Raw genomic sequence first — 13806 nt, 5'->3', positions numbered from 1 at the left:
CTATTAAAATTATTCATACATTAGTGATGTATAAAATACAAAACTTTATCATTTATAGAATTTAGGAAATAATTATCACTAAAAGTTTTATTCATTCTTTTATATATTTAAATTCTGCTTTAAAATTAGGTATATGCCACTCTTGTAAAAGGGTGGTGTTTTTTATGATATAGAAATATGGATTAAAATTTGTAAAAAATCCAATTATTCTGATCAGAAAATAGACAATAATTTCCGTAGAGTAATTTAACATAATATTCTACGAAAGTCATTTGAAAATTTCTAAAAATGGAGTAGTACAGAAACTCAATCAAGAGAATAAATAAATTGATTGAGTTTGTTTTCCTTAAAAATCCTCAGGAAAAATTCCTGTTGCATATTGCCAAACTTCAACTACCTCATTTAAAGGAATTTCGTAAGGCTCATAAAATGTATTATCTGCGGCAACCGTTAAAGAATTTTCATTTTTAGATTTCAGACGTTTGTAAGTAATTCCGTCATTTAAAGTGATGAAAACGTAGGTGTTACCGGATTTGAGATCATTAAGACCTTCCATATATTTTCCGATGATGTATGAGCCGTTCTTAAAGGGCGGCATAGAATCTCCATCCGCAGGAAATGCACGAAATTTTCCGTTTTTCAGAAAAGGAAGAGAAATTCTCTGAAGGCTTTCAATATAATCCGGATCGCTGTAACCCGTTAAATAACCCATAGAAGCTTTCTGAGAGACAATTTCAATGCTTTCGTCGCCGTTCTGATCTACCATTACAGGCAGAACAATACGGTTATCAGGAAGTTTCAGCATATCTTCAAGAGCATGCTTCGTTAAATCTACCGACAGCAAAAGATCAATACTGACATTAAAAATTCTTGAAATTTTAATTAAGACATCAACCGGAGGTTTAGATTTTCCGTTTTCATAAGAACTGTATCTGGAAGCTGTAATCTGTATTTTTTGAGACAATTCGCGTTGGGTTTTTCCTAATTTGGCGCGTAAAAGTCTGATATTTTCTGAAAAAATCGACATATAAAAAATTAAAACGTAAAAATACGAATGTTTGCCGGAGAATCCTAAGTTTTAGGGCAGTTGTGGATAAGTTCCTTTAAAAAATATTTTGATAGAGTCGGTAACCATTCATAAAATTAAAATCGCTGAAGAATATTTGAAGTAGAAAAATAAAGTTTTGAATTTGTTAGAGATTATAAATGAAAGTTTCAATAAACAATTAAGCATGCTCATCTGAAAGAATTCTGCTGATGAAAATATTCCGGTTTTGAAAATCAAGGAATTCTTAAAATACACTTTATTTAACATAATATAAATTATAGGATTTTTTATTTATGACTAAATAGAGTATTTATGTCGTTTTTTTTAATTTTGCTAAATATTTTATCCATAGTTATTTAAGCGTTTTAAAGCCCTGCAAAACAAGGCTCTACCTATGCTATTTATTTAATTTATAAGACCATATATGCGCTTAAAAAGCTTCGCTTCTATCTTATGATTAATTTTACATTTTATATAATCTGTCTGCATTAATAAGCAGCTTTGATTCAAGTAATGATTTAGCTTAAAATATTTATGAAATAATTTCTATAAATTTTAAGTGGCAATACGAAAAATGAATAAATTTGATTTTACCATAAACAGAAAATATTATAATCAGTTGTAAATGAAAATATTATGAATCCAAAAGTTGATTTCTTTTTTAATAAAACCGGACAATGGCAGACAGAATTTGAAAAATTAAGGACAATTGCATTGAAAACTGAGCTTACAGAAGATTTAAAATGGGGCTGTCCGTGTTATACATACGAAGGGAAAAATATTTTCCTGATTCATGGTTTTAAAGAATATTGCGCACTCCTCTTTTTCAAAGGCGCCTTGATGAAGGATTCTGAAAATATTTTGATTCGGCAGACAGAAAATATACAGGCAACAAGACAGATTCGTTTTACAAATCTGCAACAGATCATTGATTTAGAGAATCTTTTAAGCGATTACATATTTGAAGCGGTGGAAATTGAAGAATCCGGAGCGAAAGTTGAAATGAAAAAAACACATGAATTCAACATACCGGAAGAATTTGCTCAAAAATTGAGTGAGAATACGGAACTTCAGAAAGCTTTTGAAGCGTTAACTCCCGGAAGACAACGTGCGTATCTACTCTATTTTTCCTCAGCGAAACAGTCAAAAACCAGAATATCCAGAATTGAAAAGTATATCTCTGAAATTCTTAACGGAAAAGGTTTAAATGACTAGTTTTTATTATTTGATAAAACTGTATGTTTTTTAATTTATACAAAATTTAACAATAAATCATTATCTTAACAAAATTCAATTGTCATCATAAATTAGTATTTTAGTAAGATCGAAAAAATTTGACTATAAATAATAAGGTTATGAAAAAATTACTTTTATTAAGCTCACTGGTTGTATTGTTTAACTGCAACAAAAAACCGCAAGCTCCGGCTGCTAATGAAGTTTCTGTGGATACTGCTTCGACAACAGAAAAGATTACGGATACACTGGGTGCAAAATCATTCTGTTACATGGGAGTTACCGGAAAAGATACCGTTTTTGTAAGCATTGACGATAATCTGGGAACCATCACCGGAAAAATGGCAACCAAAAACAGCGAAAAAGACAGCAATAAAGGTACTTTAAGCGGAATTAAATCTGGAGATACGCTTAAACTGACGTATGAATTTGCTTCTGAAGGGGTTTCAGGAAATAAAAACGATATCTATTTTATACAAACCAAAGACGGCTTAATGGAAGGAATCGGCGAACGTGATGCCGAAACCGGAACAAAATATGCCAACGAGAAAAAGATAAAATATGAAGGCGGAAGAAATCTTAAAACGGCTGATTGCAGTACGGCTACAAAGGCTCTACAATAAAAGACAGTAAAATATAAATGCAACCAAAAGCGGTTGCATTTTTTTATAATTCTTTGTTAATAATTTCAATAAAACTGTTTACGGCTTCATCATTTGTATTCCAAGAAGTGATGAGTCGGACAGCAAAAAAATGTTCATCGATTTTCTTCCAGACATAAAATTCAAACTTTTCGGATAGTTTTTCAATTAAATCATGGCTCAGAATCGGGAAAATCTGATTGGTGTATGTATCAGATAAAAACTGCACTCCCCTTTCTTTCATTGCATTTTTCATCTTCATCGCCTGCGAATTGGCGTGTTTTGCCAGATCAAAGTACAGATCATTTTTCATCAGTTCCAGAAACTGAATTCCCAAAAGTCTTCCTTTGGCAAGTAATGCTCCTTTTTGTTTGATATTAAAGGCGAAATCCTGTTGCAGCTCCTTGTTATTGATTACGATGGCTTCCCCGATTAAAGCTCCGTTTTTGGTTCCTCCGAGATAAAAAACGTCAGTCAGTTCTGCCACTTTTTCCAGCGTAAGATCGCTGATTTCGGAGGTTAAACCATGTCCCATTCTTGCGCCATCCATGAACAGATAAAGACCTTTTTCTTTACAGAATGTAGAAAGTTCTTCCAATTCTTTTAGGGTATAAATCGTTCCCAGCTCCGTAGAATTCGAGATGTAAACCATTTTTGGCATTACCTGATGCGGAATATTTTTATGATTTTCCAGAACCGGAATAATGTCTTCCGGAGTTAATTTTCCGTCTGCTTTTTCAATGCTCAGAATTTTATGTCCCGTTGCTTCAATTGCTCCGGTCTCATTGTTAAGAATATGTCCTGTCGATGCAGAAACTGCACATTGATAAGGTCTTAAAACCGAAGAAATAACGATAAGATTTGCCTGCGTTCCGCCCGAAACAAAATAGATCTCAGAATCCAGACTGGCGATTTTTTCTTTTATCAGTGCTTTTGCTTCTAAAGAATACAGGTCTTCTCCGTAACCGGCTTGCTGATCGAGATTATGCTCTGTAAGAGCTTTTAAAATATTGGGATGACAACCTTCTGAATAGTCGTTTTTGAATGAAAATTTCATAGAGTAAAATTAAAAAAGTTCGCCGAAAGTGCCTAATTTATTCATAATATTTTGTTAGATTTGTACAGAATATCATCTAACATTTTGAAAAATACATTAACAGAAGAGAATTATCTGAAAGCTTTGTTTCATCTGGTTGACCATGAGGGAAAAGTGACGATTAACGAACTGAGCAAATTTCTGAACGTAAAAATGCCAAGCGTTAACAACATGATGAAGAAATTTGCAGACAAAAGCTGGGTAATTTACGAAACTTACAAACCTTTGATTGTCACGGATAAAGGTCGTCGTGAAGCTTCTTTGGTCGTAAGAAAACACCGCCTTACAGAAATGTTTCTGGTGAAAAAAATGAATTTTGGCTGGGAAAATGTTCATGAGATCGCAGAACAACTGGAACACGTCCACTCTACTGTTTTCTTTGACAAAATGGATGAAATTCTGGATTATCCGAAATTCGATCCTCATGGAGAACCCATTCCTGATAAAGACGGAAATATTATTGCACAGGATCTGCAAAAGCTAAGCAACTGCGAGGTTGGAGAAACGGTTGTGTTTGCATCGGTTACACTTTCGGATGATGCTTTTTTAAATTACCTTACGGAAAGAAATTTACTTCTGAATAAAAAAATCAAAATTATTAAAATTGAAAGCTTTGATAGATCCGTAACCATCGAAATCGAAGGAAAACAGGAAGTTTTAAGCAAAAAAGCGACGGAAAAAATACTGGTGAAAAAATAATTTTTTAGCCTAAAATATATGCTTCAACAAGCTCACTTCATATTAAACTTGTTTAAACTAATTTCAGAATAAACCGCAAAAGAGACAAAAGACTTTATTGGATTTATTTAAAGTATTTCAAAAGTCTGCAAAGAAAAAAATCTTTGATTTTTAAACTTATGTGCTCTTTGTTTCCATTTAAGCATTAAACTTAAACAACTAAAGTGTTTAAATCTTTTGTGGTAAAAAAGCTTGATAAAGCGGATTTTCAGAATAATCAAAGCAATCAAAAGAATAAAAATCAAAGATTTTTAAAAACTATTGTGATCTTTTCATTTATAATCATCAACTTTAAATAAATGCTTCGTTCATCTTTTGTGCCTTTTGCGGCTAAATAAAAAATTTAAACAGACTGATTAGTTATTTTAAGCAATGTCCTAAAGCTTGTCGAAGCGGATATATATTATTTTAAACTATTCTTCAGCATTTCAGAAACCCGTTCAATCTCATCCTGAGTATTGAAATAATGTGGAGATAATCTCACGATTCCGTTGATTTTTTTATTTGTAAAATCAATTAACGCTGAATTCTTATACGTTACAGAAAAGAAGACATTATTTTCTTTCAAAACCTTCTGAATATTTTCCAGATCTCCATCCGGACCGGAAAATGTAACAATGCTGCTCAGATGATTTCCCCAATCCCAAACTTTAAAACCGCTGTCTTTGAGGCTGTTTCGTAATTTTTCAGATAAAATCTTATTGTATTCTGCAATGGTATCCAATCCGATATGGTTGGCATATTGTATGGCGTGTTTAACTCCTAATAAAGAAGCATAGGAAATTTCCCAGTGCTCAAATCTTTTGGCTGTTTTAAACAATTCATAATCATTGTATTCCGTCCAGTTCGCTCCTCTCATATCCAACAGCAAAGGTGCGTAATTCTGTTCCAAAACTTTATCCGAAACATATAAAAACCCTGTTCCTCTCGGTCCGCGCAAAAATTTCCTTCCTGTTGCCGTCAGAAAATCGCAGCCAATTTTTTCGACATCAACCATCATTTGACCGACTGACTGACAGGCATCAACCAAATACAAAATATTATATCTTTTACAGATTTTGCCTGCTCCTTCAACATTCTGAATCAGTCCGGAATTTGTCGGAATATGCGTAACGGCAACCAGTTTCGGGGTATATTTTCTGATCAGATTTTCAAGATCTTCCAGATCAAGCTCATTGTCGGGAAGATTTCTGGTTCTGATGATTTTGATATTTAATTTTTTCTGAAGCGAAATGAAGGTGATCTGATTGGAAATATAATCATCAGCCGTTGTGATAATGACATCATTTTCTTTAAAAACAATGCTCGATAATGCCTTTGCAAATGCTTCAGTCGCACTTGTTGCAAAGGCGATATTGGAAGGTTTACAGTTAATCAGTTTTGCAGTTTCATCATAAAATTCTTCTAATAATTCAGTATTTCTGTTGGCAACTTCATATCCTCCGAATTGTTCTTCCTGCTTTAAATAATCAATCATTGAGTCCACGACGATTGAAGGCATTAAAGAAGATCCTGCATTATTCATGAAAATTTTTCCGTCCGAAAGACCTCTTATATCTTCTCTTATTTTAGCTACATTCATTTTTTATTACTGTTTAATTCTGACGAAAGAATAATCATTTTCAATAATTTGATTTTCAAAGAAATTTAACGTCTAACAATTTTACACAAAAAATCCCGAATTTATCGTATCGGGATTTGTATTTTTTAAATATGTTTTGACATTAATCCAAAACACTCCACCCTCTTTTCGGGTTATTATTGTTGGAAACTTCCTGTTCGTTAACAATAATATTTTCTTTTCTCTGACCAATATAATCCAGTTCACTCAGTTTGGCAAAGATCGTTTCAAGACTTCGCAGCACCTGCTGAATGTAAAGGAACGGTTCTCCGCAATTATGATGATCGTAATTGGTTTCAGCAACTATTGAAAGCTGATTAAGTAAGGTATGAGGGGCAATTTCACTCCATTCCAGACTGTAATTCAGCATTTCTTCCAATTCTGCAGGAACCAGAACCTGAGTCGCATTATACAGTCGGAGTGCAAGTTTTGCAAAAGATTCAATTAAAAATACAGGCGGCTGATAAGGCGTAATATTTCTGAACTGAAAATACATATCCCCGAAAGTATCGATCATGGTATTGCAAAGGAATTTAACATTTTGTGCCAATGCCGTATTCTGATTTTTATGAGAAGCTTTCTGAATAATTTTAAAAGCATACTGCTGTAAATTCCCAATGGATTTTGCAAAATTGTTGTAATAACCAAGCAACGCAGGATGACTCTGAATCGATGTGCAGGGCGGAATAAAATTAGAATCCACCTGCGCAATATTTCCTTTTAAATCTACTTTTCCGATGATCAGATAATTTCCTCCCGAATAGCTGCTGTTCAGGGATGTTACGGGAAGCAGTTCGATATGGTGATTCGATTGTGCATTCGGATGACGGGGCGGAATTTCCTCCGGATCGATATCTCCAAAAGGAACTTTATCAAAAGGATTTACCGAAATCAGGATGTAATATTCTCCGTCTGCCTGTTCCTCATGCATGGATTTTGCCAGAGATTTTACGCTCACTCTCCTGTCGTTCAGTTCAATTCTGTAACCCGCCATGGTGACTGCGCTACAATGTTTGATAACCAACTGAACATCATTAGTCGCGGTATTATGAACATCAAAAATAGTTCGGTCGGTAAAGTTATTCGAGATCGGTAAAAGTCCGTAATTATAGGTCGTGATTCCTAACGAATTGGAATCTCGGATGGTATCGATTAAAAAATTGTCCTGATCATTAAGATGTCTCTGGGAAACCTTCATCCCGTCAACCCAATTAATGGCAAAATGCTTTATAGGCTGTATCATATTCAATATTTTAGATGGTGTTTTGCTGTGGTTTTCTTAAGCCTTCCTCTTCATGCTGGATCACTCTTTTGCAGATCACGACGTCGTTTTCAGAAATTCTGTTTTCTGTAATATCCTGATCGAAATCGATGTATTTTCTGAAGCTGAAGAACGATTTTTTGGTATAAAAGATCCAGTAATAGGATTCTCTGGTTTCATCCGTAAGATGAATAACAGAATTTGGGTTTTTGTGGTTATAATCGTCCACAACTCTGTAAAACCAGTCCCCGAAAGTAATTCCGGTAGGTAAAGTTTTTGCTTTGATTCTGAATCTGTTGGAATCCTCAAGGTTTTTACTTAATTCTACATTCAAAACCATTAATCTGTCGAAATCCGCTCCTTCAAAATCCGGAAGTTTCTGCTCCGGAGAATACCTCCAGGTTTTATAAATATCCACCGGAATGCTGATTAACTGAATATAACAGTAATGAAAAACAAGAGGAACAATAAATATGAAAATACTCGTTGCTGCCATAATCGGATAACCGGTTCCGCGACTCATCCAGCCGAAAATCAGATAAAAAAGATACCCTCCGAATCCGATACACGTTAAAGACAGAATCGATTCAAACAAAATACTTTTTGTGGTAGAACTGAAATGTTTTTTGAAATATCGGTCTGATAAATTAACATGAATAATCCCTAAAATAAGATAAATGATCTGGGCAATTAAATACCAGTAAGGATTGAATAAATTTCCTGCAAACCCGAAAATACCCGGAATCGCAAGGCATAAACTGCACAGCAGAACATAGATGATAATGGTTTTGATCTTAATTGCGGGTTTGTTTTTTCTGATGATTCCTAAAATGACCATCATGATAACCGCAAATAAAGGCATAAGAATATACCTTAAAAAGATTCCTTTTACTGAAGAAATTTCCATTTGTCTTTTTTCGAATTAATATTTTTCTTGGTGATTGTAAATATAGTTAAAAAAATTCACAGAAAGGTAGAGTAACCGAGCCGGTTTGCATTTCTATCATCATCTTCCAGTGCAAAAGAATAATCCTTTTTTTCTGTGATAAAATTTTCTTCCACATCCACACTTACAGGCAGAAAATAATCGTACATCGCCTGCAAAACTTTCCGGAACGGACTGCCGTCGATATATTTTTTCATTTCGGTGTAAGGAATTGGTCCAATGTTTATTACCCAGTTCCTTTGCCCGTCCATATGTTTTCCGCTCGGAATATAAGTAACTCCCAATCTGGAATTTCCCAACAGCATAGAATCATCTTCCTCTTCCACTCCGTCAATAACATTCGGGGCAAAAGTTACTTTTACAGGAGTCTGTAAAAATGCGGTCATACATCGTTCAAACCACGATTTATTTCCTCTGATCTGATGAAAGAAAGGTAAAATGTAAATAAAAATACAGGCGTTTTTCTTATCTAATTTATTAATCAATGGCCAAAGTTCACTTACGGTTTCCAGTAAAGAATCTGTGTCGCTGGAAATGTCAAAGTCAAACTCTTTGAGTAAAGCACTGATTTCCGTAAAAAATATTTCCAGCTCAAAAGGCTTGAAAAATTTTCGGGCATCCTCTTCCACTTTTTTCTGTCTGCGGATTTCGCGGACAACGGTATCTACATTTTTTCGGGAGGCTCCTAAAGAAGGCGGATGGAAAAGTCCTTCGGGAAGATAATCGTAAATTCCTTCTCTATAGGTTTCTATGGTAAAAACTTCTTCGTCAAACCCCAGATAATCGCTCGAAATACTTTTAATATCCTTTAAATAGGCACGGTCATTAATCCCGATCCTGTCGATAAAAATATTGCTTACCGCTCTGTGGTATTTTAAAAGATTAACGGCTACAGCTTCTGCTTTGAAGTCGGTCTGCAGCTTATTGTATTGCATGTCTACAATATTATTCTCATACATGGTTTTTCCTGTGATTTGGCTTGTAAAAATAGTATATCTCGAATTATTGAAAAAATATTCTTTCACTAAATTCATATTAAAAATACTAAATTATTAGCATTTAAAAGAATAATATAAATCTTAAATGTAAAATTTATGAAAATTGTAACAAAAAAATTTACTTTAAAAATCCGAAATAATATTGGATTATGTTTAAGATTACGTTAATTTTTAAAATCCTTATCCTTAGGCTTAACCTGAACCTTAAATTAACCGTATCTTTGCCCCCTGAAAATGTTATTTTACAATGAAAAGTATTTATTCTAAAATGCTGGTTTTAGCATTCATCGCATCTTCGCTTTATTCTTATGCGTGGGGATTAACGGGACACAGAATTATTGCAGAGATCGCAGAAAATCACCTTTCCGGAAAGGCAAAAAGAGAGATCAGAAAAATGATGGGGAGAGAAAGTCTTGCGTACTGGGCAAACTGGCCGGATTTCATTAAATCTGATACTACAGGAGTCTGGAAGGAAACCTCAATGTGGCATTATGTAAACATCGATCCGCAGACGGATTTTAAAGTATTTGAAGAAAAACTGAAAGCGCAGGCGGGACCAAGTTTATACACACAGATCAAAGCATTATCCAGCCAGATCAAAGACGAAAAAACTTCTGAGAAAGACAGAAAAATCGCTTTAATTTTCCTGATCCACATGATGGGAGATCTTTCGCAGCCTTTACACGTAGGAAGAGCAGAAGATTTGGGAGGAAACAAAATTAATGTGACATATTTCGGTGATAAATCCAATTTGCACTCTGTCTGGGACGGAAAATTAGTAGATTCTCAGAAATACAGCTACACAGAATATGCAAAATTACTGGACATCAAGTCGGATGACGAAGTAAAGCAGATCCAGACCGGAACTTTAGAAGACTGGTTGTACGATTCTCACAAAATTGCCAACAGAATCTACGCACAGACACCAAACGATTCTAAACTGTCTTACGATTATCAGTATAAATTTAACGATACAATGGAAAGACAGCTTTTGTATGGAGGTCTGAGACTGGCAAAACTGTTGAATGACCTTTTTTAAAGTGAATTGTCAATGGTGAATTTTAAAAGTCAATTTATTTTCACCTTTAAATAATAGAGCGGAACTTTTGTTTCGCTTTTTTTATTTTAAATAACAAATATTAACAATACTTGTCATGCTGAAACCATCTAGAATAATATATTTAAAGGTTTGTTTTCAGGTAAGACTTGAGCATACATTTCGAGCGCGAAAAGCCTTTATGTAAAAAGTTTTAAAAATTTATTGAACATCTAAAAAGCCCTAAAATCGCTGTTCTGTGAAGTGAGAGCTATAATTTACAACTATTTTTTCAAACTGAGTTTAAATAAATGAAAATATTTTGTAACCCGTGTAACCTTTTTGTTCCTTCATACGTATATTATAGTAGAAACTCTTTTTTGAGGATAAAATAGATGAGACAATTAAAAATCACTAAGCAGGTAACCAACAGGGAAACTGCTTCATTAGACAAGTATTTGCAGGAAATTGGTAAAGTAGAACTAATTACTGCGGACGAAGAGGTAGATTTGGCACAGAGAATCCGTGCAGGCGACAGAGCAGCACTGGAAAAATTAATTAAAGCCAACCTTCGTTTCGTGGTATCGGTTTCTAAACAATATCAAAATCAAGGTCTTTCTTTACCCGATTTGATTAATGAAGGTAACTTAGGACTGATGAAGGCGGCAAAAAGGTATGATGAAACTAGAGGTTTCAAATTCATCTCTTACGCGGTTTGGTGGATTCGTCAGTCGATCTTACAGGCTTTGGCAGAACAGTCGAGAATTGTAAGATTGCCGTTAAACAAGATCGGTTCCATCAATAAAATCAACAAAGCTTACGCTCACCTTGAGCAGGAAAACGAAAGACCACCTTCTCCGGAAGAATTGGCTGAAGTTCTTGACATGAGCGAGGAAGATATCAAAGAATCGATGAAAAACTCCGGAAGACACCTGTCGATGGATGCACCTTTGGTAGAAGGTGAAGATTCTAATCTTTATGACGTATTGCGTTCAGGAGAATCTCCAAGTCCGGATAAAGATTTGATGCTTGAATCTCTTCAAATTGAGATCGAAAGAGCATTGAATACTTTAACTCCGAGAGAGGCTGATTTGGTAAGATTATACTTCGGACTGAACGGAAAACATCCGATGACTCTAGAAGAAATCGGGGAAACTTTCGACCTTACAAGAGAGAGAGTTCGTCAGATCAAAGAAAAAGCGATTAAGAGATTGAAGCACAACACCAGAAGTAAGATCTTAAAATCTTATTTAGGGAAGTAATTTTTAACGAAACAATACGACGCGGAGCTTGATTTTCAGGTTCCGCTTTTTTATTTTTGCTGAAATGAATGAATCACAACTTTTTATCGGAGGATTTATCCTGATTTTTATTTTCGGGAATATATTCGTTTACTTCTTAAATAAAAATAAACAGAAACGGTTTTATGATTTCATCAGAGACAGAGAATATACTTTACTTCGAAATGTGGAAACCGAGATAGAAGGCTATTCAAAATTAGGCGCAAAAATAAGTTACAGAAAAGGTGATATTGTTTTTCTTGATGACGAAATTTTTATTCTTACATTCAATAAACCAATCATTCAGCTTACTAAAAGTTATGAGGATTTTCCAGAGGTTTTCTCTAAATATTCTTATGATCTAAAACAAAAAGTAAAAGAAAGACTTGAAATAAGGAATTCTAATGGAAGCATTAAAGTAAATCTTGATCTCAAAAACAAAGATTTTGACTTAGAAAAATATATTAACGGTCAAAATATGCATGATAATTTACCACTCATAAAACATAAATTTAATACATAATTAATCCGCTTGAAATCCAGTTAGAAAAAGAATCCGATAGTTTCGCATGCAATTTAAAATCCCAAACAAATTAAATTAATCATGATTCAAAGAAAACTTTTCGGATGGATGCTTTTGCTTACCATAACGAGCATAGGATGTACAGATAATGACATCGCTTCAAATTTAAAAGAAAAAAATTTATCTTCAAAAGCAAGTCTCAGCAAAGCTGTCGCAGACGTAAGTGTAAATGCTTACACCGATACAAGCGCATACATCAATTCCGGTTTCAGCTTTTTAAATCCTTCACAGATTGATAAAAACCGTCAGGCAATCGGCGGAAGTGCTTATACCGAAGTCTACGGATTCAATATTCCTGAAGAAAACAGAGTGAGAGGAATCCGATGGAACACCGATGATGAAACAACTTCACTTTGGAGACCGCAAGGGATTTCAGGATTTACCAAAGATGGAGTCCGTTATCTTTTGGTGAGTTGGTATGCAAAAGATGAAGCTGAATTTAAAGGTTCCCGAATTACCCTAATTGACATCAGTCCGAGCTCCAGTACATATCTTACCTACCGCCATATTCTTTTGGTTCAGCCCGATATTCCGGCAGGTACAGCAAGCTATTCACAGTATGGTTCTTACGCTCCGTTGAATGTTCATGCAGGCGGAATTGCCTATTTTAAAGGTAAAATCTATCTCAGCAGCACAAATTTAGGTGTTCGTGTTTTCGATCTGAATAAAATTATTGAAGTAAGCACGGGAGACACCACCAATGATAAATGTGGTAAAGATTCTAACGGAAACCTGTTCGCTTTCAATTACAGGTACATATTGCCACAGACAGGATATCAGAAAATCAACAACGCGAATCCTTTCTCTACGATTCAGGTAAATGATGAAGGAACGCAGTTCTGGACAGGGCAATATTATTCAGGCAGCGCGGATGCTTCCATCGTTCCGAAAGTATTTGGTTTTCCGGTTGATACGAACGGAAGACTTCAGAATACAGGAATTGTAACCGTGACTCCGAAAAACAGTCTTTTCACAGACAACCATGCGCACGGAATTCAGGGTGTTTTCAGAAAAGGCAACAGAACGTGGCTTTCCTGTACCGGATCTCCAAGCAATTCTTACGGATCAAATGCAAGATTAGCGCGTTATACCGATGGTGCAGATGATACGGTACGTTTCAGATGGCCTTACGGAGCGGAATCTCTTTACTATGAGTCTCAATATAATTACCTGTGGAGTTTAACCGAATATGAACCGAATGCAGGAGCACAAAACGGAAGTCAGGTGAACCGATGTATTTTTGCGGTTGATTTTTCCAAATACGAATAGTAAAATTTTAATCCGAAATTAAAAAACAGGTAAGACCGTCATTGCGATGGTCTTTT

13 protein-coding genes are annotated in these 13806 nt (G+C 34.8%); 7 read left to right on the top strand and 6 right to left on the bottom strand.

What is annotated here, in order from left to right; all coding sequences use genetic code 11:
• Window positions 1-346: 346 nt before the first annotated feature.
• Window positions 347-1027 (bottom strand): XRE family transcriptional regulator, encoded by a 681-nt coding sequence (locus DD829_RS05070; RefSeq protein WP_076390194.1) that lies wholly within the window; start codon window positions 1025-1027, stop codon window positions 347-349.
• A 657-nt stretch (window positions 1028-1684) separates the two neighbouring features.
• On the opposite strand from DD829_RS05070, the gene DD829_RS05060 reads away from it, so the two are divergent.
• Window positions 1685-2263, top strand: a complete 579-nt coding sequence (locus DD829_RS05060) for a YdeI/OmpD-associated family protein (RefSeq protein WP_108410402.1) — start codon at window positions 1685-1687, stop codon at window positions 2261-2263.
• A gap of 140 nt (window positions 2264-2403) precedes the next feature.
• Window positions 2404-2904: a hypothetical protein gene (locus tag DD829_RS05055; RefSeq protein WP_108410399.1), complete on the top strand. Its 501-nt coding sequence runs from the start codon at window positions 2404-2406 to the stop codon at window positions 2902-2904.
• Window positions 2905-2947: 43 nt separating this feature from the next.
• On the opposite strand, the gene DD829_RS05050 is transcribed toward DD829_RS05055, so the two are convergent.
• Window positions 2948-3979 (bottom strand): threonine aldolase family protein, encoded by a 1032-nt coding sequence (locus tag DD829_RS05050; protein WP_108410400.1) that lies wholly within the window; start codon window positions 3977-3979, stop codon window positions 2948-2950.
• 84 nt (window positions 3980-4063) lie between these two features.
• On the opposite strand from DD829_RS05050, the gene DD829_RS05045 reads away from it, so the two are divergent.
• Window positions 4064-4717 carry a metal-dependent transcriptional regulator gene (locus DD829_RS05045; protein ID WP_108410401.1) on the top strand — a complete coding sequence of 218 codons (654 nt, stop codon included), beginning with the start codon at window positions 4064-4066 and terminating at the stop codon, window positions 4715-4717.
• A 442-nt stretch (window positions 4718-5159) separates the two neighbouring features.
• Here the strand turns inward: DD829_RS05045 and DD829_RS05040 are convergent, their stop codons facing one another.
• From DD829_RS05040 to DD829_RS05025, 4 genes are all read right to left on the bottom strand, one after another.
• Window positions 5160-6338, bottom strand: coding sequence for an aminotransferase class V-fold PLP-dependent enzyme (locus DD829_RS05040; RefSeq protein WP_108411395.1), 1179 nt, complete (start codon window positions 6336-6338; stop codon window positions 5160-5162).
• 142 nt (window positions 6339-6480) lie between these two features.
• The gene (locus tag DD829_RS05035; protein WP_108411394.1) at window positions 6481-7620 is read right to left on the bottom strand and encodes a hypothetical protein; all 1140 of its coding nucleotides are present in this window, start codon (window positions 7618-7620) and stop codon (window positions 6481-6483) included.
• A 10-nt stretch (window positions 7621-7630) separates the two neighbouring features.
• The gene (locus DD829_RS05030) at window positions 7631-8545 is read right to left on the bottom strand and encodes a TssN family type VI secretion system protein (RefSeq protein WP_108411393.1); all 915 of its coding nucleotides are present in this window, start codon (window positions 8543-8545) and stop codon (window positions 7631-7633) included.
• Window positions 8546-8601: 56 nt separating this feature from the next.
• Complete coding sequence (locus DD829_RS05025) at window positions 8602-9609, bottom strand: type VI secretion system baseplate subunit TssG (protein ID WP_228408131.1); 1008 nt, start codon at window positions 9607-9609, stop codon at window positions 8602-8604.
• A gap of 220 nt (window positions 9610-9829) precedes the next feature.
• On the opposite strand from DD829_RS05025, the gene DD829_RS05020 reads away from it, so the two are divergent.
• The 4 genes from DD829_RS05020 (at window position 9830) to DD829_RS05005 (ending at window position 13750) form a co-directional block, all read left to right on the top strand.
• Window positions 9830-10621, top strand: a complete 792-nt coding sequence (locus DD829_RS05020) for a S1/P1 nuclease (RefSeq protein ID WP_108411317.1) — start codon at window positions 9830-9832, stop codon at window positions 10619-10621.
• A gap of 392 nt (window positions 10622-11013) precedes the next feature.
• Window positions 11014-11880, top strand: a complete 867-nt coding sequence (locus DD829_RS05015; protein WP_027385416.1) for an RNA polymerase sigma factor RpoD/SigA — start codon at window positions 11014-11016, stop codon at window positions 11878-11880.
• 64 nt (window positions 11881-11944) lie between these two features.
• On the top strand, window positions 11945-12421 hold the full coding sequence (locus DD829_RS05010; protein WP_108411296.1) for a hypothetical protein: 477 nt from the start codon (window positions 11945-11947) through the stop codon (window positions 12419-12421).
• Window positions 12422-12502: 81 nt separating this feature from the next.
• Window positions 12503-13750 carry a hypothetical protein gene (locus DD829_RS05005; protein WP_108411295.1) on the top strand — a complete coding sequence of 416 codons (1248 nt, stop codon included), beginning with the start codon at window positions 12503-12505 and terminating at the stop codon, window positions 13748-13750.
• Window positions 13751-13806: the final 56 nt, after the last annotated feature.

This window comes from Chryseobacterium sp. HMWF035, from assembly GCF_003094695.1.
Taxonomy (GTDB): Bacteria; Bacteroidota; Bacteroidia; order Flavobacteriales; family Weeksellaceae; genus Chryseobacterium; species Chryseobacterium gambrini.
This window is presented reverse-complemented; position numbering and strand designations above follow the sequence as displayed.

What these genes read in the sequence shown, in the direction of transcription:
- DD829_RS05060 (WP_108410402.1), top strand. Translation starts at nt 1,685, where the DNA reads ATGAATCCAAAAGTTGATTTCTTTTTTAATAAAACCGGACAATGGCAG.
- DD829_RS05040 (WP_108411395.1), bottom strand. Translation starts at nt 6,338, where the DNA reads ATGAATGTAGCTAAAATAAGAGAAGATATAAGAGGTCTTTCGGACGGA.
- DD829_RS05035 (WP_108411394.1), bottom strand. Translation starts at nt 7,620, where the DNA reads ATGATACAGCCTATAAAGCATTTTGCCATTAATTGGGTTGACGGGATG.
- DD829_RS05010 (WP_108411296.1), top strand. Translation starts at nt 11,945, where the DNA reads ATGAATGAATCACAACTTTTTATCGGAGGATTTATCCTGATTTTTATT.
- DD829_RS05055 (WP_108410399.1), top strand. Translation starts at nt 2,404, where the DNA reads ATGAAAAAATTACTTTTATTAAGCTCACTGGTTGTATTGTTTAACTGC.
- DD829_RS05030 (WP_108411393.1), bottom strand. Translation starts at nt 8,545, where the DNA reads ATGGAAATTTCTTCAGTAAAAGGAATCTTTTTAAGGTATATTCTTATG.
- DD829_RS05005 (WP_108411295.1), top strand. Translation starts at nt 12,503, where the DNA reads ATGATTCAAAGAAAACTTTTCGGATGGATGCTTTTGCTTACCATAACG.
- DD829_RS05070 (WP_076390194.1), bottom strand. Translation starts at nt 1,027, where the DNA reads ATGTCGATTTTTTCAGAAAATATCAGACTTTTACGCGCCAAATTAGGA.
- DD829_RS05015 (WP_027385416.1), top strand. Translation starts at nt 11,014, where the DNA reads ATGAGACAATTAAAAATCACTAAGCAGGTAACCAACAGGGAAACTGCT.
- DD829_RS05050 (WP_108410400.1), bottom strand. Translation starts at nt 3,979, where the DNA reads ATGAAATTTTCATTCAAAAACGACTATTCAGAAGGTTGTCATCCCAAT.
- DD829_RS05020 (WP_108411317.1), top strand. Translation starts at nt 9,830, where the DNA reads ATGAAAAGTATTTATTCTAAAATGCTGGTTTTAGCATTCATCGCATCT.